Origin of the sequence: Paenibacillus sp. PAMC21692 (genome assembly GCF_014303795.1) — a bacterium.
Lineage (GTDB): Bacteria > Bacillota > Bacilli > Paenibacillales > Paenibacillaceae > Pristimantibacillus > Pristimantibacillus agaridevorans.
The window spans coordinates 6896326-6922347 of the sequence record NZ_CP060293.1; the positions used below are offsets into that span (position 1 = coordinate 6896326).

Sequence of the window (26022 nt, forward strand, 5' to 3'; positions counted from 1 at the left end):
TGTATGAAAAAGCGAGTTCATTGGGGCGATGGCAGCCGTGGACGAGCGATTGTGTATGAAAAAGCGAGTTCATTGAGGCGATGGCAGCCGTAGATGAGCGATTGTGTATGAAAAAGCGAGTTCATTGAGCCCTTGGCAGCCGTAGATGAGCGATTGTATATGAAAAAGCGAGTTCATTGGGGCGATGGCAGCCGTGGACGAGCGATTGTGTATGAAAAAGCGAGTTCATTGAGCCCTTGGCAGCCGTGGACGAGCGATTGTGTATGAAAAAGCGAGTTCATTGGGGCGGTGGCAGCCGTGGACGAGCGATTGTGTATGAAAAAGCGAGTTCATTGGGGCGATGGCGGCCGTGAATAAGCGATTGTGTATCCAAAAAAGCCAACCCGTCAAAAGACGAGTTGGCTCGTTACTGCATTATGTTACCCTCTGTAACGTTTCAGGAATTGCACGGCCAACTCGATGTCCTTCTCCGGGCTCGTGCCTACTTCGCGTTCGATGGTGAGATAACCCTTATAGCCGATATCGTTTAAAGCCTGGAGGTAACCGTTCCAGTCGACTTTACCCTCGCCGAGCGGCACCTCGCGGAACGTCTCGCCGGTCTCCGCCTGCTGTGCGATGACATCGTGGTCGAGACCCTGCGCCTTCTCGTAGCCAAAGAAGCCATATACATCGCGCGGATCAATATTGTCCACCAGCTTAACGCCGTCCTTGGCATGCGTATGAACGATATAATCCTTCAGCGTGTACACGCCTTGAACAGGATCGTCGCCAGTCACCATGACCATGTTCGCCGGGTCGAAGTTGACGGATACGCCCCTTGAGCCCAGCGTGTCGAGGAACGACTTCAGATGCGCGGACTTCTCCGGTCCCGTCTCGATTGCAAAGAACGCGCCCATTCCAGCCGCGTAGCTGCTCAACTCCACGCAAGCCTCATGCATGGAACGGTAGACGGCGCTGCTCTGGTCATCCGGCACGATGCCGATATGCGTCGTTATAATATTGGTGCCGAGGTCCAGGCCAAGCTCCATAATCCGCTTCGACTTCTCGATCTTTTCGCGGTTGACCGACGCATCCTGGAAGCCATGGCCGCCGAGATCGCCTACCAATGCGGAAATTTCAAGACCTAGCGATGCGATATAATCCTTCAGCTCCCGACGGGCAGATGCCGACAGGTTGGCGGGATCCATCTCGCCGTTGACGGCATAGATCTGCACGCCGTCGGCGCCGACCTCCTTCGCCTTGACTAAGCCATCGCGAACGCCTAACTTAAAGCTGTCGACGATAACGCCGATTTTGTTCGTCATAACTGGTTGTGCCATTGTCGCTCACTCTCCTCGATTAAACAATTTCGTTCCATATGCGTCTGACATTGTCGAGCGCAATCTTCGTCCCATTGCGGCATTCTTCCATGCCTTCGAACTCGATGGAAATAAAGCCGTCATAGCCGCTGCGTTTTACGATGCCTAACACGCCAGGTATGTCGATGTCGCCTTGGCCTGCGATCGCGCCACGCAGGTATTGGCCTCCCGTTGACTTGAACCAGCCTTCACCGGGATTACGATTTGCCGGACGAATATAAAAGTCCTTAACGTGAACCATCGAAGCCAAGCCGATATTATTTGCAACCGCCGTCAAAGGATTCTCGTCCGCGCACAAAAAGTTGCCTATATCGAGCGTCGTGCGGAAGTTGTCCCTTCCAACCGAATGGACAAGCGCTTGTACACGGTCGCTATGCTGGATGAAGTAACCATGGTTCTCCACGCTGGTCGTTATGCCGAAGCCGGCTGCGTAATCCGCGATCGTCTGACAAGCTTGCGTCAATTGCGGGAGCTGCGCCAGAAAATTGCCGATGGACAGATCCTTGGAGGAAGCAACGTCATGGCGCATCCGCTTGATGCCAAGCGCCGCGCATACGTCGACTTCCCGCTTGACCCGCTCGACCTCGTCTTCGAATTCCGCGCCACCCTTGTCCGCAAAGTTCGCGCCGATCGCGTAACTGGACAGCTCCAGCCCGTTTGCGGCAGCCGCGTCACGGATCGTTTCGATCAGCGACGGATCTTCGATCATGCTAAAGCCAAGCGGCACGATCTCCACATGCTCGGCTCCGATGCTGGCAATGTAGTCGATGACGCCAGTTAACGAGAGCTCGCCCGAGGAGAATGCCCTGTGCAGGCTGTATGTGCTTACTCCCAGCTTCATAGTCTCACCTCAGCGCCTTTTTCCGCCGATTCGTAGATGCCGCACAAAATTTTCATCATTTCGACGCCATCTTCGACCGGACTGATCGGCTGCGTGCCGTTCTTTACATTGTCGACGAAGTGGTTGATCTCGTTCTGGAAAGCCGCCTCGAATCCAAAGCCCTTGTGATCCGTCTGCGGGATCACGTTGACGATACGGTTGTTGATCTCCGTCACAAACGTTGTCTCCGGCTCGATCTCCATGCCGCCTTTGTCGCCATACAAGCGAATCGCCGTCTCGTCCTGCTTTCCGTGGAGCGTAAAGCTGACGTCAACCATCAGGGAAGCCCCGTTTTCGAAACGGATGAGCGCGTTGGCCATATCTTCGACGGTATTTTTGCTTGCGTCGTAGTCTGCTGCTTTATAGAAGGAAAGATCCTGGACATTGGAGCGGTTGCCCAGCTTGCGATAAGTGTTTGCGCTGACGGAAACTGCCTTCGGACGCCCCATCATATACCAGCAAATATCGATGGCGTGGACGCCGATGTCGATCAACGGGCCGCCGCCGGAACGTTCGATATCCGAGAACCAGCCTCCGGGATTGCCGAGACGGCGCAGTATCGACGCTTTCGCATAATAGATTTCACCCAGTCGCCCATCTTCGACAAGCGAGCGAAGCAACTGGCCGTTAGGATCATAGCGGCGCACATATCCGATTTGAAGAATTTTGCCCGTCTCCTCGACCGCCTTCTGAATGTTAAGCGCTTCTTCAACAGAGCGGCAAAGCGGTTTCTCCACCAGCACGTGCTTGCCTGCGCGAACCGCAGCGATGCTGATCTCCGCGTGCGTATTGTTCCAGGTGCAAATGCTGACGGCTTCCACGCCGGGATCCGCGAGCAGATCGTTGTAATCCGTATATACTTTGACCGCGCCGTATTTCTCCGCTGTTTCCTTGGCGCGCGCCTCGTTCAGATCGCATACCGCGTAGATGGTAGCGTCGGGATTGTTCTTATAAGCGTTTAAATGCAACGATGAGATTGAGCCGGTTCCGATAACTCCGATTTGTACAGTTGACATTTCCGATCTCTCCTTGTCATTTCGAGAATACGGGGGGTGTAAATTCCCGTTAGCCTTTGGCATGTATACACTTCCGTATTATAATGGAACCAGCCATGTAAGCCATGCAAAGCCGTGCGGATTATTTGTACATTTGTGCTCTAAGAGGTTGTTCAAAAAGTTTGCTTCCGATTTCGAACTAACCGAACCTTTTGAACACGTACTTTAACAAACTGGAGGAGAGCGGATGACCGATTCATTCGATAATTTCGAGAATTTGCGCGAACCCATGAACATGCCGGATCCCCGGTTCCCGATCAAAGTGCATCGTACCCACTTCGAACATGCGGACACGACGCTCTTTGCGCACCACTGGCACGCGCATCTGGAATTCCATTACATCGAAGCCGGCGAAGCCGTTATGGAGTGCGGCACGACGGCCTATGAGGTTCAGCCGGGCGATCTGATCGTCGTCAACAGCAACGAACTGCATCATGGAGTAAGCAGGTCGTCCGATTTGTTCTACTATGCCCTAATCGTGGATACTTCGCTCTTGCACAGCCAGTTCGAGGACGCCGCCGATACGAAGTTCATCGCGCCTATTATTCAGAACCGCATCCTGTTCCGCAACCATATCAGGGGCAACGCGGAGTTGAACGCATGTGTCCTATCCATCGCGCATGAGCTTAAGACCCGCTCCTTCGGCTTCGAGCTTGCGGTCAAATCGGAGCTGTACCGCCTGTTGACGCTGCTGATGAGAGGGCATGTCGCAAGCGTTCTCACCAAGGATGAATATGCGGAGCGGATGAAGAACATCGAACGCTTCGAGCCTGTTCTGCACTATATCGATCTCCACTTCAATGAACCGCTGGGCGTCGAGCTGCTCTCCGAGATTGCCGGGCTAAGCCGCTTCCACTTTAGCCGGGTATTCAAGCAATTGACGGGACGTACCGTCACCGAATACGTAACGGCAACCCGCCTCGACAAGGCGGAATACATGCTTCGCCATTCGCCTCTGACCGTATCCGAAATTGCGGCCGCGACGGGGTTCAACGATATCTTCTACTTCAGCCGCACGTTTAAAAAACATAAAAAACAATCGCCGTCGAGGCTCAGGGACCTCTAATTGGATCGCGCCTGAAATCGGCCTCTCTGCACATTTGTGCATTTTTCCCCAATTTCTCAAACAAACGAAGCCCTTGCACAGCAAATTGTACGAAAATACACAAATTCTCGCTTCCTATCTTCGATAGGTACCTCTTTGAACCCATATTCGTGTATATATGTACAAATGTACGAATAAATAGCTCTTCCCTCCTCTTAATTGTGTATTTTCGCTCAATTATTGTACCGTTTGTGTAAGCTCCCCATCCCGAAAACTTTTACATTCTAAAAAAAAGGGGCTGTATCACCCACAGGTGATTACATCCCCTTTTATTTAAACTTATAGAAATCAGTAATGCCGGATGCCAATTACTTCTTCACGTTCTCAGCTACCCAAGCATCCAACTGCTTCTGCAGCTCCGCTTGCACTTTCTCGGCGCCGGCGTTTCTCAGCTTCTCCAGGTACTCAGGCAAATACTTGTCGGGATCCACCGTACCGGTCATCAGAAGCGGCTGATATTCCGCTTTTACCGCCATCACGTTGGCGTATTCCGCTTTGACGTTGGTGTCGTCGAATGCAAAGCCGAAGGTTGGCTGCACAAACGCCGATTCGTTAAGCTTTTTCGTTTCCTCCCAAGTGTCCGCCGCCTGTCCCTCGACCAGATAGCCGTTGAATACGTTGCCGAACACCCAGTTCTGGGCTCTGTATCCGGCATTGGCGCCGATCTTGACCGTATTGTCCTCCACCTTCTCGTAATGCTTCCCTTCGATTCCGAAGCTAAGCAGGTTATACAGTTCCGGATCGTTGTTCACCAGCTCGATCAGCATCATTGCGCGATCCGGGTTCGCGGACGTGCGGCTTATCGCGGTCAGCGTCGTAATATTGGAGGTGCGGCGGGTCGTCGCTTCCGTAAGCGGAACGCCGATCACGTCGTACCCTCCGTTGGAGGCTTTTTTCTCCGCTTCGTAGCCCGGCTTCATGGCGCTTTCCAGACCGGCCGCGTATTTGCCGTTGTAGATGGAGTCTATCTGCTTTACCGTCGAGGCGTCGTCATTGATATAGCCTTTCTCGAACCAGCCGCGCATCAGCTCCACGAAACTTTTATACTCCGGCGTCTGCTCCAGCCAGTTGCTCTGGAACGTATCGTCGCCGATCCGGACGCCGCTGTCGTCGAAGCCGTACATAAACGGCTCGAACACTGTGCCCGGGCCCGTCAACATCAATGGCACGATGCCCTTTTCGTTTTCCTTCACCTGCTTAAGGAACGGCTCCAGATCCTCCAGCTTCTTGACGCTGCTCGTATCGAAGCCGTATTTGTCTACAAAATCCTTCCGCAGGCTTACGCCATAACGCGATGTGATCGTCTGATAGTTCGGCACCGCGTAGATCTCGCCCTGATACTTGGTCGCGTCCCATGTAAACGAAGGGATCGCTTTCAGCGTCTCTGGCGCATGCTTTTCCAGCAGCTCATCCAGCGGGATAAATGCGCCTTTCTTTACGTTTTCGTCGTAATTGAATGCCCAGTTGGCGGTCCAGACCAAATCGAATTTTTCGCCTGCTGCGCTCGCCGTATTCAACTTTGTCGTATAGCTGCCGAAATCGACCGGCCGCAGTTTTACGGTTGCATTGATTTTTTCCTTCACGATTTTGTTGACCTCGTCTTCGATCAGCTTCTGATCCGGCGATACTTGCGATACCCCGTAATACCAGATCAGCTCCACTTCGGACAAGCTCTCGTCCTCGCCGCCTGCGCTCCCGTTGTTGCTCGGCTGGGCAGTCTCCCCGCCATTGCCCGCCGGTTTGTTTCCTTGACCGCCGCCGCTGCAAGCTCCCAGCAGCAGGGCGCCGCACAATAGCAGCATCGACACGTATTTCATCTTTGTCATGGTTATTCCCCCTGATTTGAATTTAACCATCTCCATGCCGGTTAGCCCTTCAACGAGCCGACCGTCATCCCTTGCACGAAGTATCTTTGGAAAAAAGGAAACACGAACATCATCGGTCCGGCGACCATGACGACCAGCGCCATCCGCACGGATTCGTTCGGGAACTGGCTCATGTCGATGCCAAGCCCCTGAATGTATTCGCTGTTGTTGCGAAGGAAATCCAGCGTGTTCATAATTCGCACCAACAGCAACTGCAGCGGCACCCTTCGGTCATCATCGATGAAGAGCAATGCGTTAAACCATTCGTTCCAATAGTTGAACGCGATAAACAGTCCCAGCGTCGCAAGCGCCGGCGTGGACAACGGCAGGATGATGCGGAAGAAAATCCGCCATTCGCCGGCACCGTCCATCTTGGCCGACTCTATGATTTCATACGGGATTTTGCTCATGAAACCTTTCATGATCAGCACGTAGAAGGGTGACAGCAATCCAGGCAATATGATCGCCCATAACGAGTTCTTAAGGTGCAAATATTGCGTGACCAGAATATAAAACGGCACCAGCCCGCCCGAAAACATCATCGGAATAAACACGAATACCGTCAGCGGAGAGCGCAGCGCGTAGTCTCTTCTGGATATCACGTAGCCGATTATGCTCGTCAGAAGAATGCTGAGCAGCGTGCCCGCGAGCGTAATGAACAAAGTGTTGCCGTACGCCCGAAGAATGACCATCGGCGTCTGCAGCAAATATTCGTACGCAAGCGTGCTGAACCGGCTGGGAAGAAACGAATAGCCGAATGACGCCAGCGCGCTTTCATCCGTCAGCGAGACGGAGACGATCAGAATGAACGGTGCGACTATGAGCATGGACAGTACGATAAAAAAAGCGTTAAAAAAGATATTGGCCATGCCGCCGCGTCGGTTTGCGTAAGTTTCCATCGGTCGTTCCCCTATCCTACCATAACGAGTTTTCTTCGCTTATTTTTCGAACCGTATAATTGGCCCCCACCACGAGCAGCAGCCCGACCACGGACTGATACAGGCCGACGGCCGTAGCCATTGGGATATCGCCGCTGACGCTGAGCGCCCGGTACACGAACGTATCGATAATATCGGTGGTGTTGTACAGAAGAGGCGAATTGTTCGAGACAAAGAAGTGCAGGCCGAAATCGCCTCGGATCATGTTGCCGATCGCCATGATCATCAGAATAATGATGAGCGGCGACAGCATCGGAATCGTGATCTTGCGGGCCATCTGGAATCGGGACGCCCCGTCCATCTTCGCCGCCTCGTAATAGGACGGATCGATGGCCACAATGCCCGCGTAATAGACAAGCGCCGAGAAGCCGATCGATTTCCACAGATGAGCCAAGGTCAGGATAAGAGGCCAATAGTTGGCTTCCAGATACCAGCGGACCCTGTCAAGGCCGATAGATTCGTACAAGCGGTTTAGAAACCCGTAATCGTGGCTCAGGAACATTTGCGCCAGAAACATAACGACGACCCAGGAGACGAAAGTGGGCAAAAACATCGTGGTCTGATAATATTTGCTCCACTTCCGCGATATCTCGTTGAGCAAAATGGCCACGATCAGCGCGCCGAGCGTGGTGACGACCCAGAACCATAGACTGTACAGCACCGTATTGCGGGTCACGATAAACGCCTTTTCGGAAATAAAGAAAAATTTAAAATTATCGAAGCCCGCCCAGTCGCTGCCCAGAATGCCCTTGTCGTACCTGTAGTTTTTGAACGCGATAATCGCGCCGAACATCGTCAAATAACTGAAAACAAAAATGTACAGGACCGACGGGAGAGCGAGCAAGCTGAGCTCTCTGTCTCCCTTGCCGAAACGGAAACGGCTTTTTTTCATAGTTGTTCACCCCCTTATCCATGATGGATCGCAGTGCCGTCTTGTCACACATCATGGCATAAGGAGGAGGTAAAGATAAATCTTAAAATGGATACAAAATATCAATTACAGTACCAATTTTTAAGCAAAATGATGATTATAGAAGTTTCAGCAGATTATAAACGACTTGTGCCGTTTCATCCCGATTCGCGAGACGCTTCGGCTTGAATTCGCCGTCCGGGTAACCGGTCATCAGGCCCAGTCCGACAACCTCGCTGATGGGAGTCCGCGCCCATTGCGACGCGGCCGTCAAGTCCTTCGGCCCGCTCACGCCAGCTTCCAATCGGCCCTTACCGGAGGCGTAGGCGTAAGCCCGCAGCAGCATGACCGCCATCTCCTCCCGCGTAATCCGTTCGTTTGGCGCAAAGACATCCTCCTGACGTCCGGATACCAACTTGGTCTCGTAGGCAGCCGCAATGACTTCCGCATGCCAGTCGGACGGTCTTACATCCCGGAACGGAAGCTTCGCCGATCCTTCGCTCTGCAATCCTAGCGTCCGTACGAGCAATGCCGCAAATTCCGCCCTTGTCGTCGTTCCGTCAGGATCAAAGCGATCTTCCGACTTGCCGGTGACGATGTGTTTCGCGGCCAGCGCCTTGACGGCGCCGTTCGCCCAATGTCCCGACGGCAAGTCAGCAAAGGCCGCTTCGTATTCCATCACGGCGTATACGCTAAAGTGAGGCAGCTCCGCCGACAGCGTCCGGCTGGCCGGATCGAACTCGCCTCCGACATACTCCCACTTTCCGGCTTGATTCTCATAGTAGATGCCCAGCCATTCCTCATTGACGTTAACGCCGGATGGCTTAACCGTGTATGCCAATGGAATCGGCGCCGGGAAGTCCGATAGATAGCGTGGCTCCTCGCCTTCCGCCAGCGCAAGCAGTTCAAGACGGTACGGAACTCCGACCATTTTGTAGCTTGCAGAAGGTTTCGACGCAACATTTTCTTTGGTCAGAGGAACCATCTTGATCGCCAGCTTGGCATTCTGCGGCTGCTCCTCCGCAAGCTTCCTGAGAAGCTCCGGCTCAAAGGTAAGCTTCAGTTCCCCGGACCGTACCTCAATCGGATGCTCGAGCAACTTTAGAATCCCTTGCGACAAAATCACGCCGTTCTGACCGGGCTCCAGCTCGAAAGCAATGATGCCGTCCCCGCTCCCCGAGGTCAGATCGCTCTCGCGGACAACGACCAACTCTTCGTCCGGCTCAGGCTTGGGAGTTACGATTGGGCCGGTTCCCGTTCCAGGGTTCGTCCCCGGGTCGGTGCCAGGGTCCGTTCCAGGGTCTGGCTTGCGCGACGGTTTCAGCTCGATGGCATCCTCCGCTCCCGCATAGTTGTATACATTGAGGTAGCCTTCGGATGGAATCGGGTTGGCCGGATCGGTGTCCAGTACGTTAAGTACAGCCTTCCCGTCCACCTTCAGGATAAACCGGACGCCTCCTTCGACATCGATGGCCCCGATTTCGATCAGATGCTCTTGATTGGGCAGGACGGATGTATTCGGGATAATGTCCACCATCGTTTGTCCCGGCTTCCACGTCTGGAATTCGATAACATCTTCCTTGATGACGACCAGATAACCTTTATTTTCTTTCACCCAGGTTGGATCCCCGGTCCGAACCGATCGCAGCGCGAATCCGTACCAGCTGGAGTTGAAGTCGTCGAATTTCGCCTTGAACGTAATCAATCCGCTACCGAACTTCTCTCCTCCATAGCCGAATACGCCATCCCCGAATATACGAACCGTACCTTCGCCGAATTTCACCGCGTCTGCTGCCGTCCAGCCCTCTGTATCGCTGAGCTGGCGGTCCAGCTCAATAACGGGATAAACGGGCGCCGCTACCGTGACGACGATGGCGGCTTTAACGTCCGCATTCTCGCGCGATGCAACCGTCACGACAGTCGTACCCGGCGATACCGCTTGGATCGTTCCGCTGCTGTCTACAGTGGCCGTCTCCGGATTGCCGGAGCTCCAGACCAGCTTCTTGTCCGTCGCGTCCGGCGGCGACACCGTTGCTTTCACTTTCACCTTCTCGCCCGGCTCCAGCGACAGCTCCTGCCGATCTAGCACAACCTCCGTTGCAGGCACCCTCGCCAGTTCGAAGACGATATCGTCGAGCTCCAGATAAGCGAAACCTTCTACATAGAAGCCGACTTGCCCGGTTGGGTTGTAAGACGTGTTCTCCCCTTGCAAGCGCAGCTCGCCGTCAACGAAGACACTGATGTCCGCGCCTTGAGCAACCACCTTGATTTCGTATTCCTTATTCGGCAGCAGATCGTCGCTATCGAAGGTCGCCTCCTCCTGCGACTGCCACTCCGAATTCATAATCGACCAGGATGAGCCTGTTAGGTTCTTCTTGTAGCTGATATATCCCCGCCCGCTCGCGCTATCGCGATCATACATGAGCAATGTCGCTCCGACCGGTATCTCCTCCGGCGTTCTGAGCTTGTAGGTCAGCTTGTAATTGGAGAAGTTGACGGGAGACTTGGTGCTGGCCCCGTCGACGAGGCGATACCAGTGATTGCCGTCACCATCCTCCTCGATACTGTGATTGGCGTCAACAAGCCATCCGCCGCCGCCCGACTCGAAGTCGACGGCATGCAGCACATCCGATACGATAACCGTTGTTGCGGCGTACACATCCGAATTTTGCGCCGACCGCGCCGTGATGACCGCTTCTCCCCTGCCCGTCGCCGTTACGAATCCGCTGTCGTCCACGGTCGCTACATCAGGGTTGCTTGAGGACCATAACACCGATTTATTGGTGGCATCATCCGGCTTCACGACTGCGCGAAGCAGCTTTTGTCCTCCCTCGTTGAGATGCAATATATCCGTTTCAATCGTAATGCTCTCTACCGTTTTCCGCGGCAGCGAGAATTTTACGTCATCGAACCACAGATTCGCAATTTTATTCACATAGAAGCCGACCTTGCCGGACACGCTATGTGCCGGATTCTGGCCCTCGATGACCATTACGTCGTTCACATAAACGCTGATCGACGAACCCTGGGCCACCACGCGGACATCATAGATCGTATTCGGTTTCAAGAACCCGCCTGCGACCTTTTCTTCTTTTAACGTCTGCCATTGCGCATTGTAAATAATCCAAGTCGAATCCGTCGTCGTTTGGCGATATTGGATATACCCGCTCCCCTTATCGCCGTTGCGATCATACATGATCAGTTCAGCACCGTCCGGAATCGTTTCCGGCGTCTTCAGCCGATATTCCAGCACATAATCGGAAAAGAGGCGAGGATGCTGCGAGTTCGCTCCGTTAACGATGTAATACCAATGGTTGTTCTCTTCATCCTTCACAATGCCGCGATTGGCATCGACCGGCCAATCGTTGCTGCCCGACTCGAAGTCGGTAAAATGCATGACGCCGTCGCCTTCGGTCACCGTAACGACAGTTTCATCCTTCAATTCCGGATTAGCCATCGACACTGCCGTAATGACAGTAACGCCAGGCTTTTCCCCGAACACCCGGCCGTTTGCATCCACCGACGCAACCGTTACGTCGCTGCTGCTATACGTGACGGCGGGATTGCTCGCGTTCCATGGCACCACCTCGGCCTGAAGCGGCACCGTCTTGCCGATTTCCATCGTCAGATTGTCCGTTGGCAAGTAAACGCCCGATACGGCGATAGAGTCTACCCCATGGGGGAGCCCTACTTTGCCTTGGGTACCGATCATCTCGAACGGAATGGCCTCGAAGTCCGGAATCTGCTTGAACACTTCCGCATCCGGCTTCAGACTGAAATCTCCCGTCGCCAGATCGACAAAGCCGGGATCAACGTTAGCTACCCAATTGTCCTTGTGGTTCATCAGATTGTTTATATCGCGTACGCCATGCTCGTTTGTCTGGCTCGAACGCGGGAGCGTCGGATTATAAATGACATTTCGTTCGAAGTTATTCGTCGTCGGTTGATAACGATCCTCTTCGAAAAACTTCAGAAGCTCGGGATACTTTTCCGCATAAGGCGTGCCTATAAAGTTGTTGTTTTCCTCGAATAGCTTCTTCCATACGGGCATATAATCCCGGTCGACCCGGTTGCCCGGTTCCTTGCTCATAAACATCTCATAGTTGTCGTAAGGTACATAAGTATCTACAAAGATATTGTTGGAGGTATAAATATAGGCGCCGGTACCGCTTTTGATCGCGCTGTTCCCCATCTTGTAGAAAATGTTCCCTTCGATGGTCAGATCCATCGTCATATTGTCGGGATAGACGCCTTCGACGCCATGCAGATTCTCCCCGATATGATGGAAGTAGTTGTGCCTGACGATCGTTCCTCTCTCCTCGGGATCCATGCCTGCATTCATGTAGATCGCGCCCAGGTCCTGGAATTGCTTGCAGATGTCGTAGATGTTGTTGTATTCGATCAAATGGTCGTTGCCATACACGATGATGCCGGGATGAGGCGCGTCATGAATTTCATTGCCGATCGCCTGATTGCCGACGCCAGCGAACAGCACCCCGGGATTGTAAGCCTTGTGATAATAGGCAAAATCATGAATATGCGAATTTTCCACCCGGTTGTTGCCGGGCTCCAGCGTCTTCGTATCCCCGCCATGCAGGGTGACTGCCGTCCCTCCGACATGCCGGATATGCGTCGAGACGACTGCATGGTTGCGCCCGTCCAGTTCTCCCTCGATGCCGTCATAGGCGTAGCGGCCTGGCGAATTGATCAGCACACCTCCGTTTGTGAAGTTGCTGATCTCGCTGTTGGTGATCGTAATATCGCTGCCGCCGAGAATGACCGCCGCCGTATCGCGTCCGTACTCCATCGCCAGCTCTTCGAACCGGATATGCGAAGCGCCGATCGCGCGGATCATCGTCTCCTTCAGCATCGTTACAGTGATATCGCCTTGTCCGTTTCGAAACGCGGCATTGGGCATCAAATACAGGATTCCGTTTGTGCGGTCAATGTAATATTCGCCGGGAGCGTCAAGCTCCTCCAGCAGATTTTGGGCAAAATGGAAATCCGGATACCAGTTCGTGAGCAGGCCCGACATTTCGCCGTATTGCAACGTCATGGTTTTTTTCGCCGTATCGATGGCCGCGACTTTGTTGTACGACCATTCCCAGCTGTAGCCGAATATGCCGTCCAGCCAAATATCGTCTGCCTGGGACCAATACTTCGGCCTGTCGTGCGTATACGCGAAGGTGCCTCCGCGCTTCTGCAGGTCGGCATCGTCTACCGTCGGTCCCGGATCGAGGATTTCTCCCATCTGTACGGTACCTTCGTTCGGCCAACGGGCAAGCGTCATCCCTTGTCCGTCAACGTACAGCTCCATCGGCGGCACGAGACTGACATCGTTTGCCTTCCAGTAGCCGTGACGGCTCATCTGGCCATAATCGGTAATGCCGAGCGAAGGCAGATTGACCTGCAGCACTTTACCGCGCGCTTCTTCGTCGATGATCCGCCCAAGCACCTCTTGATCGCTGACGGGCTCGAAGCTTTCGTGATCCAGCTCCTTGCCGCCCGTCAGACGAACCGTTTCTCCAGGGTAGGAACGGTACACGATCGGGGAATCGGCCGTTCCCGAATCCTCCTCTTTTAGCTCGAACGTCGCGTTTCGCTCGTAGACGCCTTCCCGCAAATAAACGGTAATACCTCCGTCGGGAAGCCCTCCATCGTTTTTCATAGTCCTGATTGCATCCCGCGCCCCTTCGAGCGTTAGCAGCGGCTCGTCCTCCGTTCCGCTATTGGAATCGCTTCCAACCGTAGATACAAATAAAGCCGCCCCCTCCATCTGCTCTGCTTGGTCTGCTTGCGCGATTGCGACGGGCATGCCCATCGCGAGCATGCACACAATCAGCCAAGCCGACAAATACTTCTTTGCCACAGTCTTCACCCTTTCGCATGGTTCATATTGGCCTGCGACATTATTGTGGCAAAGGGAGGCGGCGAACGAAATCACAAAATCGATGAAACGTCCTTACTTTTGTTTCGTTTTTTGTCAATTGTTCCAATTTCCATAACTGAAACAAGATTTTTTATTTGCCAAGAGCCGCATTCAGGCGGTATTCCTTGGGCGTAACCCCGTATTTTTTCTTGAACAGGGTAATAAAATAGCTTGCGTTGTTAAAGCCCAGACAATCGGCGATTTCCTTTACGTTATAGCTGCTGCCAATCAACAGTTCGCACGCTTTGTCCAAACGATAACCGTTTAGATAATCGCCGACGGACCCTCCTTCGTATTGCTTGAAGATCCGGCCCACGTACGCGGGAGACATCTTTAGGTATGCCGCGATGGACTGCAAGCTCAGATTGATGTCCGAATAGTTGTTTTCGATAAACTCCTTAATGGTATCCACGATTATAAGGTTCCGGTCCTCCTTGAGATGGGACGGATCCTCCTCGCACAGCTGCTGCAGGAAATGTCCGATGATCTCTCGCATAGCGGTCAATGACTCGGCTTTGATCACCTTCTGATTCATATTTTGCAGCTCGACCGAATTGGCGTAGGAGGCGAACGCCGGCTCGCGCATGATTGCCTTGACGAGCAGCACGACCTGAATGACGGCGTACGTCATGTAATCGTAATGAATGGACGCAATCAGCTCGAATACCCGCGACAAATGTTTGTCAATGGCATCCGCATCCTTCGTCCTGATGCTGTCGGCCAGCTTTCTCTCCAGCTCCGCAGGCAGGGTAAAATCGCTTCGCTCCATATTGCCCCGCACGTCGTCGGGCGTAATGATCGTCTCCGGTCCCAATGCGAGACGATACAAAAGCTGCTGCACGGTCCATTCGTAGACCTGCGTCAGATCCTTGTAATCCTCGACCGCATCGCTGACGGCCGCCGAGAAGGTTCGCTGGCGGTAAAATTGCTTGAAGATTCGCCGGGCCTCCGCCAGCAGTTGCGTTAATGCGGGTTGGTCGGCCTCCCCTTCCATGACACGGATAATGACTACAATATATTCGTTGTTCATATCGACTACCCGGTTCGAATAATGCCGAGCGACCGTCTCCTCCACAATATTGCATGCCGCGAACCGATACAGTTTCTCTTGCGTAGCGGATTCCGGCGTTTTTTTGTCCGTTATGGGCTGCTCCAGAGAGAGAACGGCCAATTGCCACACGGTTGCGCCATCTCCTCCCGCCTCAAACAGTCCCGGGCTCGCTTCGGCGCAATGATGCAGTTCCTCGGCTGTCATGGTACGGCTGTCGGTTAACCATCGCCGCAAATAATAATCGCTGACGATTTGCTTTTTCCCGCTTTCCTCGCGATTAACCTGACGCAGCTTATCGAGCGTAAGCCGATACACGTCGGATATAAAGCTCATTTCGTCATGGCTGCCCGACTCCGACTCGTCCGTCCGCACATCATTGCGATGGAACAATTCGAACAGCTTCCCGATCGGGCGATACAGCCGGCTTGTAATGACCAGCGACAGGATGAAGCTTGCGACCAGAAATACGACAATGAGCGCCAGCGTAATATCGCGCAGCGTCTCCGCCTTGCCCATGACCTTCTCGTACGGCAAAATGTTCATGACCTTTAATTCGCTTACATCCATGTTCATTTCCGAAATGACGTATTTCCTTCCCTCGATTTTCTGAATCGAGAAGTCATGCGTCGAGTCTCCCGCCGAATGGACCATACGGTCCAGAAGCCGCTGCACATCGGCGGCATACGGCGAACCGATCCCCTCCGTTTGCAGCAGCTTCCCCTGCTCGTCGAGAAGCACCATGCCGTCGCTATTGTCCGTTACATTATCCAGACTCTTAATATTATCGAAGATCCACTGCGGTCTAATATTAACGATGACGGCGTTCGGCAACTGGCCGCTTCCCGGATGATTTTCGGTCAGGATAAACGAAAAGAGATCCACGTCGGGACTGCTCTCGTCCAGCTTGAAAGGAATCAGCTTGGCATCCGCATATCTCCCCATCGATTCCAGCTGCTTCGTCAACTGCTCCTGCAGTTCTGTCCAGTTAGTGCGGCTCCATGCGCCCGATCCTCCGCTGTAAAATTTTCGCTCCGCACCGTTAACAACGACGATGGAATCAATAAACGAGGTAGAATCCGCCAGCGTGTCCATCTTCCGAATCGTCTGGAACTTCATCACAGGCTCCGGGACCGCCGCATTCATCAGATAGACGATGTTGGGATCCATGCTGGCCGTTATCCCGATGTTGCGTACGATATCCGTAATATAAGTAATGTTGTGTTTGATTTGCGCCAACACTTTGCGGCTAGAATCCTTCTGCGTTTGCAGAATGATCTGCTGGGAGTAGAGGTAGAACGATACCGCCGCGATAACGAGCAGCCCAGCCATGGATAAGTTGACATAGAAAAAAATCCGCTGTAAATACTTCCGGTTAGCCATGGTTCGAATGATATGCATAGTCCGACAACTCCGCTCCGGTGGATTCGGCAGGCGTGCGAGTAAGCGGATGAACGCTCACGAATGTCGCTTCGCGCAGGGAACAGCCGATTATGTCAGAGTGTACCCTCCCCTTGCAAGTCAGGTCAAGGCGGAACGCAGCATTTTATAACAATGTACGGAATTTGGTATGGAGAATGCTTACGTGCCAATGCCTGCTGCCTATGGCTAAGTCGGCTAGACCCATGAGGGTTGCAACAAACGTTACATCAACAGTGCGATTGGATGTTTCTCATAGTAGATCAATTATTTTACAGCCTCTTTTTGAGAGAGTGAGCCAAAAACGCAATCCCTACCTAGTTGTAGTCACATTCTCCCAATAATTGTGTTAATTACTTTTTTCTATGTCACTTTACTTTTCTTGAACATGCCTAATTCCGTTCGCAACGGGGGTACTTCTCTTGATGAACCCCTTTTCTTTCCTGTGGATGTTCGTGTAGGCGCTCGGAATAGAGCGTTTAGGAACTGGATCCAAGGATGAAACATATGAATACGGAACAACTCGAGGACGCGCCAAACGCTTTTCTTCGTTTCTAAGTGTAACTGCATGTACTGTGCAAGCATAAAAGTGATCAGCGTGAGGTAAATCTGGTTCCAAATCGCTTGTGGTTTGTAGCTATGCAGTTTCTTCAGCCTTAGATGTTGTTTGATCCATTTGAAAAAAAGCTCGATTAACCATCTGCATTTGTAGATATGAGCGACTTCTTCGGCCGTGATGTCTAGTCGCGAGGTTAGCAGACGGTAGAAACGCCCCTGCTCATCATAAAACTCCACGAGTCGAATGCGTTCTTTCATGGAGCGGAAATCGCCGCCTACGCTAACGATCGCATCTCGGGTGATGGAGCCATCTGGCGTTACTTGCCTTTCTTCTACAACGGTGGTCAGGGCACGATCCCGCATACGCATGACGAAACGAATGCCTCGCCGGATCCAGTTATCCATGTTTTTGTAGTTATCGTAGCCACGGTCCATGACATAGGTCACGGTGGACTCGGTCACAAGCTCAACGGTAGCCGCTCGATCTCCGACGTTTAACGTCGATGGGATCACGGCATCGGGATAAACGACATCAGGCGAAGCAGTCAAGAGACGTACGTGCAGTTTGACACCGCTGGACGTAGACGAAACTCTGGCCCAGTCTCCAAGCACAAGCGGCAATTTCACCTTGGATGAGTCAATAAGAGCTAGGCGCCCAATGCTAGGTGAAATGCCCTTCAGATTTGCCGTCAGCTTCTGGATATGAACCAAGCCATGGAGGAAGAGTTCATGCAGCATTTCCGTTGGAATCTGGGCCAATTTACGCGAAAGTTGTGCAGCGCTAATGCAGGGTAGATCGAGAACGGATCGTAATTCGGAGTGCGCGTAGATTTGTTCTTCCATCTCGACATAACTCTGCCAATTATTGAACTGAGCAAGAACGAACACCAAGATGCTTTTGCTAATCGTAAGCTTCTTCGCATAGCGATCGGCGTAGAGTAGACGATCCTGTACATCCAAAGGCAGTAAAGAAAGTAGTTGACGAACGACAGTGTTTTGGGTTACGTTATCCATGGTTTGGACTCCTTGTTTAGAGGTCGTGGACAACGTGCTACGTCTCTAAATGTAGGAGCCTTTTTCTGTTTTGTCCATGAAAAACGTGTAGGTAATTACAAATATAGTAACTTCTGTTTGAATCATGTGAGGTTTACTGCAACGTTAATGGGCTAGACCGACTTAAATATGTGAAACGGCTCGGGCGGTGGCAGATAAGTCGTCGTGACCGACTTAATTATGCGATACGGCAGCGGTGTGGCAGATAAGTCGACGAGACCAACTTAATTGTGCAAGCCGGCGGGTTTTTAGGCAGATAAGTCGACGAGACCGACTTAATTGTGCAAGCCGGCGGGGTGGGAGGAGGCTAAGTCGGTGATACCGACTTAATTATGCGAAACGGCGGTTTTTTAGGCAGATAAGTCGGTGTGACCGACTTAATTGTGCAAAGCAGTGGGTTGGAAGGCAAATAAGTCGGCGAGACCGACTTATCTGTGCAAGGCGGAGGTTTTTTAGGCAGCTAAGTCGGCGAAACCGACTTAGCTACGCAAAACGTTGGACAGGCGGTTGACGTCTCTGACGCGATAATATAGCAGATGCGTTACGCGTTATAAAATTGAACGAGTTCCTTCGTCACGTCCTCCAGCTTGCCATCAACGAATGTCTGACGCTGCGGCTTTTCGAACAAGGCTCGAATCTCGGCCGGGAACTTCTGTTCAATGCCGCAGAGACGGATCGCCTCGTCGAACTTCGCGGGATGCGCAGTAGCCAGCGCAATTGTCATCTCGCCCTCTTCGCTGCAGCGATCTGCCGCGGATACGCCGCAAGCGGTATGCGGATCCAGCAAGTAGTCGTGCTTGGCTTGGTAATCGGAGATCGTGTCGAGACATTCTTGTCCGCCGACGCCGTGCGCCGCGAATTCCGCCTGCACCTTGCGATGCGCTCCTTCGGGAATGCTGATCTCGCCTTCCGTCTTGAATTGGTTCATCAGACGTTCCACTTCGGCCGCGTTTTCGTCAAGCACGTAATACAGATAACGCTCGAAGTTGCTCGCTACCTGAATATCCATGGACGGGCTGTACGTCATGCGGAAGTCGCCCGGCATATAGACGCCCTCGTGGATGAACCGCTCCAGAATATTGTTCTCGTTCGTCGCCAGAATGAGCTTGCCTACCGGCAATCCCATCCGCTTCGCTACGTAACCGGCAAAGATATCGCCGAAGTTGCCCGTTGGCACGCTGAAATTGACCGGCTCCCACTTGCCTGTTGCCTTCGATACCTGGAAGTAAGAGTAGAAATAATAGACCGTTTGCGCCAGTATGCGCACGAAGTTAATGGAGTTAATGGCCGCCAGATGATTGGCCGACTTGAAATCCAAATCCGCGAACAGCTCCTTGATCATACGCTGGCAATCGTCGAAGTTGCCCTCGACCGACAGATTCAGCACGTTGTCGTCCTGTACGGTCGTCATCTGGAGCTCCTGTACTTTGCTGACCTTGCCCGTCGGGTGCAAAATACAAATTTTGATGCCTTCCTTACCCTTCACGCCTTCGATGGCGGAAGCGCCGGTGTCGCCGGAAGTAGCGCCCAATATATGAATTTTTTTGCCTGTTTGGTTTGCGACATAGGAATAGAACTGACCCATGAATTGCAACGCAATATCCTTGAAGGCGAACGTCGGTCCATGGAACAGCTCGAGCAAGTACAGATCGTCGCGGATGCGGCGAACAGGCGTCACTTCCGGATTGCGGAATGTGCCATAGCTCGCGGCGATCATCGCTTTAAGATCCGCTTCGGGAATTTCTCCGTTGGTGTAGTGCGAGAAAATCGCGAACACCAGCTCCTGGTAGCTGAGCGATTGCCACTCTTTCAGCGTTGCTTCGGAGATGACGGGAATCTCGCTTGGAACAAGCAGACCTCCGTCGTCCGCAAGTCCCATCATAAATGCTTCGATAAATCCGATTTTGGCAATTTTGCCTCTAGTGCTGATATACTCCATTGTCGTCCTCCTACTTGCCGGCGCACCATGCGCGGAATAGCTCTTTTATGCATTCTATCACAGATGGGACGTGATCCGCGACCCCTTGATGCATCTCGCCTGCACAGTAGCAAAAAAATCCATCCGGCTCCCTTCTTGCAACATTCCGGGAAAGGGTACCGTCTGTAGCGGTGTGCACGCAATATTATGTCAACAAATTACAACTACCAAGGAGATGGACACAATGAAGAAAAAAAGAATGTTGAATATGCTGATGATTCTCGCCATGGGAGCCGCGCTCGCGGCTTGCGGCGCGGACAACAATAAGGGAAATGCCGAGCCTACGAATACGGTCGCTCCAACCGAGACAGTCGCTCCGACCGAGACTCCGGATGCCGGCAACGGGGCTGGCTCGGAGAACGGCGATGGCGGCGAAGAGGGCGGGGAACCTGCAAAAGAAGGCACTTCGCGCTACGTGATGGACGCTCTCGTTAAAGAAGACGAACGCCCCGCGTTTATTGAACCGGACGCAGCGATGTTAAAGGACATGTACCACCTCGACGAAGCTTTGTTCCAGGACTACGTCGTGCTCATGCCTATGATGAATATTTCGACGACGGAGTTCGCCGTCTTCCAAGTGAAGGACGCCAAGGACATCCCGGCCGTTGAGGAAGGCATCAAGAAACGCGCGGAAGCGGTGCAGAAATCGTTCGAGCAGTATCTTCCGGATCAATACGAAAACGCCAAAAACTATAAGCTCGTGACCAAAGGAAACTTCGTCATGTTCGCAATTGCCGAGGACGCGGCCGATGTAGCCGCCAAATTCGAAGAAACCGTGAAGTAATACCGCCGTTATGGTATTCAGCAGCCTGCTGTTCCTGATTTTGTTCCTGCCCGGCGTTCTGATCTTGTACTATTTGTCGCCTCGGCGAATCAAAAATCTGATGTTGTTCCTGGCGAGCCTCGTGTTTTATGCATGGGGCGAGCCCATCTACATCGCGCTTATGCTGTTCTCCACGCTGACCGACTACCTGTTTGGCCTGCTGCTGGATAGAAAAGGCATGAGCGACAGAGGTCGGAAAGCCGTGCTGATCGCGTCCGTTATCGTCAACCTGGGCGTGCTTGGCTTCTTCAAATATGCCGATTTCCTCATCGCGAACGTAAATGCCGTGCTCGGCACGGCCATTCCGCCGACCGACCTGCCTTTGCCGATCGGCATATCGTTTTATACGTTCCAATCGATGAGCTACATTATCGATGTTTATCGCAGAGATAGTAAAGCCCAGCGCAATTGGATCGATTTCGCGACGTTCGTCTCGCTGTTTCCTCAGCTTGTTGCCGGGCCGATCGTGCGTTACAACACGATTGCCGAGCAGCTGAAAGATCGCCGCGTCGACGCCCGTATGTTCGCGGAAGGCGTGAGGAGATTTTGCATCGGTTTGGCCAAAAAGGTGCTGCTCGCCAACAATATCGGTCTTCTCTGGAACGAGGTGTCCGCGGCCGACAGCTTGTCCGGTCTTCCCGTATTGACCGCGTGGCTGGGTATCATCGCGTTTGCTTTCCAAATTTATTATGACTTCAGTGGATATTCCGATATGGCGATCGGTCTGGGACTGATGTTCGGCTTCCGCTTCAACGAAAACTTTAACAAGCCGTACACGGCGGTCAGCATGACCGACTTTTGGCGGCGCTGGCATATTTCCCTCGGCACCTGGTTCCGCGAATACGTCTACATCCCGCTGGGCGGCAACCGAAAGGGAATGACGAATCAGCTTCGCAACATTTTGATCGTGTGGCTGCTGACGGGCATATGGCATGGAGCAAGCTGGAACTTCCTGCTGTGGGGACTGTACTTCGGAGTCATTTTGATTGCCGAGAAGCTGTTTTTGCTTCGCTTGCTTGCGCGGCTGCCGCGCTCAATCCGCCATTTGTACGCTGTGTTGCTCATTTTGATCGGCTGGGTTCTGTTTGCCTTCGAGAATATCGGAGACGTTGCTGCTTATATAAGCGCCATGTTCGGGGGGAACGGCATTTGGTTCGACCGTCACAGCCTCTATTTGCTGTATACGAATGCCATTTTGCTTCTCTTGCTTGTGCTGGGCTCGCTGGAATGGCGGCATTTGATTCGCTCCGTCCAGGCGCGCCTGAACGGTGGAATTCAAAACCGTTCGGCTGCAGATGATATAACTGGCAGCGATGCAACTCGGACAGCTGTCAACGGCAACCCCGCATCCGTAGTGCTCCCTTTGCTCGGTTTTGGCTGGCATGCGGTTTTGCTGCTGATGTCCGTCGCCTATCTCGTGGATGCTACCTTTAATCCGTTTCTTTATTTCCGCTTTTAGCCTGGGAGGCCTCATCTATGTCCGGCAAATGGATTGATCGCATATATATCGGGGGTTTTCTTTCGCTGCTTATCGGATTGCTGCTGTTTTTTATCTTCGAGCCGAAGACGATATTCTCCGAGCTTGAGAATCGCAAGCTTCAGGAGAATCCGGAGCTTTCCTGGAGCCGGATTTGGTCTCAGCAATACGCCAAGGATGCGGAGCTGTACGTGACCGACCATTTTCCGTTCCGGGCCGAGTTTATCGCAACGAAGTCCCTGCTGGAGCAGGCACGGCTGCAGAAAGAGAACAACGGAATTTTCCTGGGAGAAGACGGTTATTTGTTCGAAAAGTTCGGAAAACCCGATTTGGATGAGTTAGGCTCCTACGTAGACGCGATAAACAAATTCGCCGCCAACCATCCCGAAGCGCGGCTCTCCTTCCTGCTTGCGCCCAACTCCGTGGGCATGTACCCGGATCGTTTGCCTTGGATGGCGGAGGCGTATTCTCAGCGGGAAGTCAATAAGTGGATCGGCGGGAAACTGGGCGGCGGATTGGCGTTTCTCGACGGCTTCGCTTTTCTGGACCATGCGGAAACCGGGAGCAAACAAGACGATCGCCAGCTCTATTACCGCACCGACCATCACTGGACGACATTCGGCGCTTATCTGGCATATCGGGCGTATGCCGAATCATTGGGCTGGAAGCCTCTCGCCGAAGAGGACTTTCATATTCGCACTGTTTCCGACTCGTTCCTGGGCAGCTATCATACGAAGGGGCAATACGGCGGTCTGCGGCCCGACGCCATCGAAGTATACGAGCCTAAAAATCCCGTAGCGTACGAGATGCACATCGTCGATACCGACGAGACAAGAGACAGTCTGTACGACGACAGCTACTTGGGCAAAAAAGACAAATACAGCTACTTTCAAGGCGGCGTCCACGCGCTGGTCACGGTAACAAACGAGATTGCATCCGAGGATGCCGATTTGGAGAAGCTGCTGATCCTAAAGGACTCCTACGCGCACAGCATGCTGCCATTCCTGACAAATCACGTAAAGGAAATCCATATGACCGACATCCGCTATTACAACGGCAACATCGGCGATTATATGGAGGAGAACGGCATCCAGGACGCGCTGTTCCTCTTCAACACATCAACGTTTGTTCAGGAACGGAATTTGCTGAAGCTGAAGTATTGAGTCGAGGCTGCTCCTTTATTGTGAATGAGAACATTATAGTCGGAAACTCCGCCTCAGCTGCAATCGAAAACTGTGCACTGCTGGCGTAGTGAAGTTCGATCAAGACAACATCAACTTACAACCACCGAACATACAATGCCCACAACGCTATGAATAAAGATCATTCAAAGGAACATTAAGTAACAGGAGACAATAGCTTATTAAAACATGGAAGTAGCCGGCTGACGACCGGCTGCTTTTTTTGTTGTTCAGGAAACCGTAACGGAAATGAAAGACGTTATTTCAGCAAAAAGCAGCTCTTTTAAAATCTAATGGAACTGACAGCCCTTATGATGGACAAAACTTCGCGGTTTGCCTGGATTTCTCACGAATAACGTCGCATAGTTCCGTTAGATTTTAATATCACGCCAAACGATCCATATAAGGGCCCTCATTTCCGTTAACAGGTTGGCGACGATTGATTGCGGCTGCAATTCCAGTTTTGCGCACAATGAATCGACGGCCTCGGTATGTAGCGTCACGGCCGGAGTAGGATGGATCAACATCAAATGTTTAATAACGATGGAAACAAGTGTACTAACATACAAAGGCCATGAGGGGGCGATTTATCCCATCGTTCTTTTAACGCACCAATTGAACCACAAAAGTACAGAGAAAAGGAGCTGACCCCGTGCAATTAGAGAGCATCTACCATTCCCCCAGCCACAGATGGGCGTATGCCTATGATCCCGAGACGTTCCATTTGCGTCTTAGAACCAAACGTAAAGATGTCGAGCGAGTTGTTGCGATTGCTGGGGATAAATACGACTGGGATCATCATTGCCAAGAAATCGAAATGGACCACATCGCCGCGGATGGCCTGCATGATTATTGGGAGGCCGTCATCCGGCCGGAATTTAAACGATTCAGCTACGGATTCCGTCTGCACAGCGGCGAGGAGACGATCTGGCTGACGGAAGAAGGCTTCTCCTCCGAGCAGCCTGCGCCTGCCGGCGGGTATTTCGAAGGACATTACATCCATGCCATCGATTTATTCGACGCTCCCCAATGGGCCAAGGAAGCCGTCTTCTATCAGATCTTTCCCGATCGTTTCGAAAATGGAGACGCGTCCAACGATCCGGAAGGCACCTTGCCTTGGGGAGAAAAGCCGGAGAGAGATTCCTTTTTTGGAGGGGATCTTCAGGGCATCATCAATCGCATCGGCCACTTAAGCGAGCTGGGCGTAAACGCCGTTTATCTGACGCCGATCTTCCGCTCTCCCTCGAATCATAAATATGACATTACCGATTACCGCGAGGTTGATCCGCAGTTCGGAGACAAGGAACTGCTTAAGAAGCTGGTCCAGCAATGCCATGAGCGCGGCATCCGCGTCGTCATGGACGCCGTTTTCAATCATGCGAGCGAACAGTTTCTCCCGTTTCAGGATGTCCTGGAGAAAGGCGAGCAGTCGGAATACAAGGACTGGTTTCATCTGGGCGGATTCCCGGTCGAAGTAAAAGATGGCGTCTCGAACTATGACACGTTTGGTTTCTACGGCCATATGCCAAAGCTGAATACAGCGAATCCTGACGTCAAGCAGTACTTGATCGAAACAGCAATCAACTGGATGAAAGATACGGGGATCGACGGCTGGCGGCTCGATGTCGCCAACGAAGTGGACCATCACTTCTGGCGCGACTTCCGCAAAGCGGTTAAAGGGGTGAACAAGGACGCTTTTATTATTGGCGAAATCTGGAGCGATTCGCTGCGCTGGCTGCTCGGCGACCAGTTCGATTCGGTCATGAATTATCCATTGACGGAGCTGATGCTGGGCTTTTTCGCCGATCGAAAGCTCTCTTCCGCCCAATTTGCGGAACATGCGAACAAGCTCCTGATGCGATATCCGCAGCAAACCAATGAAACGCTGTTTAACCTGTTGTCGAGTCATGACATTCCGCGTTTGATGACCCGCTGCGAGGGCAATGTCGGGAGAGTAAAACAAGCCGTCGTCTATATGATGACCACCATGGGCTTACCTTGCGTGTATTACGGCGACGAGTTTGGATTGGACGGAGGCGACGACCCCGATTGCCGCAAATGCATGATCTGGAACGAGGAAGACCAGAACCGGGACCTGTTTGACTTCTACAAATTAATCATCGCGCTAAGAAAAGAACATGCCGTCCTGCGCAGCGGCCGTTTCCGCGTATTGTCGGCACAAGCTGACGGCGGCTCTCTTATTTACGAACGGCTGGACGACAATGAGCACTTTACGGTATGGATCAACCGTTCGGATGAATTCGTCGAGCTTCAACACCCCATGATAGAAGGCGGATGGCAGGATGCATTAACCGGCGAGGGGATCGACAATCCGGACGGCAAGCTGGTCATCGGACTTGAGCCGAATGGATACCGGATCGTATGGCGGAAGATCAAATAGCGCAACGGTCAAACACCTAACTTGTTTCAAATACAGGAAATAAC

15 protein-coding genes are annotated in these 26022 nt (G+C 52.6%); 5 read left to right on the forward strand and 10 right to left on the reverse strand.

From position 1 onward, the window contains the following. Positions 1 to 419: 419 nt before the first annotated feature. From H7F31_RS28015 to H7F31_RS28025, 3 genes are read right to left on the reverse strand one after another with little or no spacing between them, the layout of a single operon-like run. Positions 420 to 1319: a sugar phosphate isomerase/epimerase family protein gene (locus H7F31_RS28015; protein WP_187101476.1), complete on the reverse strand. Its 900-nt coding sequence runs from the start codon at positions 1317 to 1319 to the stop codon at positions 420 to 422. A 19-nt stretch (positions 1320 to 1338) separates the two neighbouring features. After that, complete coding sequence (locus H7F31_RS28020) at positions 1339 to 2199, reverse strand: sugar phosphate isomerase/epimerase family protein (RefSeq protein ID WP_187101477.1); 861 nt, start codon at positions 2197 to 2199, stop codon at positions 1339 to 1341. After that, complete coding sequence (locus tag H7F31_RS28025) at positions 2196 to 3254, reverse strand: Gfo/Idh/MocA family protein (protein ID WP_187101478.1); 1059 nt, start codon at positions 3252 to 3254, stop codon at positions 2196 to 2198. The genes H7F31_RS28020 and H7F31_RS28025 overlap by 4 nt, the downstream gene beginning before the upstream one ends. A 226-nt stretch (positions 3255 to 3480) precedes the next feature. Here H7F31_RS28025 and H7F31_RS28030 point away from each other — a divergent pair, with 226 nt between their 5' ends. Continuing rightward, positions 3481 to 4359, forward strand: a complete 879-nt coding sequence (locus H7F31_RS28030; RefSeq protein WP_187101479.1) for an AraC family transcriptional regulator — start codon at positions 3481 to 3483, stop codon at positions 4357 to 4359. 347 nt (positions 4360 to 4706) lie between these two features. Here H7F31_RS28030 and H7F31_RS28035 read toward each other — a convergent pair whose 3' ends face one another. The 7 genes from H7F31_RS28035 to thrC form a co-directional block, all read right to left on the reverse strand. Further along, on the reverse strand, positions 4707 to 6224 hold the full coding sequence (locus tag H7F31_RS28035; protein ID WP_187101480.1) for an ABC transporter substrate-binding protein: 1518 nt from the start codon (positions 6222 to 6224) through the stop codon (positions 4707 to 4709). Positions 6225 to 6265: 41 nt separating this feature from the next. After that, complete coding sequence (locus tag H7F31_RS28040; protein ID WP_187101481.1) at positions 6266 to 7162, reverse strand: carbohydrate ABC transporter permease; 897 nt, start codon at positions 7160 to 7162, stop codon at positions 6266 to 6268. Between the two features lie 16 nt (positions 7163 to 7178). Continuing rightward, complete coding sequence (locus H7F31_RS28045) at positions 7179 to 8093, reverse strand: ABC transporter permease (protein ID WP_087566005.1); 915 nt, start codon at positions 8091 to 8093, stop codon at positions 7179 to 7181. 136 nt (positions 8094 to 8229) lie between these two features. Continuing rightward, on the reverse strand, positions 8230 to 13980 hold the full coding sequence (locus H7F31_RS28050; RefSeq protein WP_187101482.1) for an Ig-like domain-containing protein: 5751 nt from the start codon (positions 13978 to 13980) through the stop codon (positions 8230 to 8232). A 151-nt stretch (positions 13981 to 14131) separates the two neighbouring features. Next, a complete protein-coding gene (locus tag H7F31_RS28055) occupies positions 14132 to 16489 on the reverse strand; it encodes a helix-turn-helix transcriptional regulator (RefSeq protein WP_187101483.1) in 2358 nt (785 codons plus the stop codon). A gap of 381 nt (positions 16490 to 16870) precedes the next feature. Beyond that, on the reverse strand, positions 16871 to 18079 hold the full coding sequence (locus H7F31_RS28060) for an IS4 family transposase (RefSeq protein ID WP_187100809.1): 1209 nt from the start codon (positions 18077 to 18079) through the stop codon (positions 16871 to 16873). 580 nt (positions 18080 to 18659) lie between these two features. Then, positions 18660 to 20057: a threonine synthase gene (thrC, locus tag H7F31_RS28065; protein ID WP_187101484.1), complete on the reverse strand. Its 1398-nt coding sequence runs from the start codon at positions 20055 to 20057 to the stop codon at positions 18660 to 18662. Positions 20058 to 20280: 223 nt separating this feature from the next. Here thrC and H7F31_RS28070 point away from each other — a divergent pair, with 223 nt between their 5' ends. The 4 genes from H7F31_RS28070 (at position 20281) to H7F31_RS28085 (ending at position 25978) form a co-directional block, all read left to right on the forward strand. Then, positions 20281 to 20880, forward strand: coding sequence for a DUF4358 domain-containing protein (locus tag H7F31_RS28070; RefSeq protein ID WP_187101485.1), 600 nt, complete (start codon positions 20281 to 20283; stop codon positions 20878 to 20880). 10 nt (positions 20881 to 20890) lie between these two features. Next, positions 20891 to 22378 carry an MBOAT family O-acyltransferase gene (locus tag H7F31_RS28075; RefSeq protein WP_187101486.1) on the forward strand — a complete coding sequence of 496 codons (1488 nt, stop codon included), beginning with the start codon at positions 20891 to 20893 and terminating at the stop codon, positions 22376 to 22378. 17 nt (positions 22379 to 22395) lie between these two features. Then, entirely contained in the window at positions 22396 to 23559 is a 1164-nt protein-coding gene (locus H7F31_RS28080) for a DHHW family protein (RefSeq protein WP_187101487.1), read from the forward strand. A 670-nt stretch (positions 23560 to 24229) separates the two neighbouring features. Beyond that, on the forward strand, positions 24230 to 25978 hold the full coding sequence (locus H7F31_RS28085) for an alpha-glycosidase (protein ID WP_187101488.1): 1749 nt from the start codon (positions 24230 to 24232) through the stop codon (positions 25976 to 25978). The last annotated feature ends 44 nt before the right edge of the window (positions 25979 to 26022 follow it).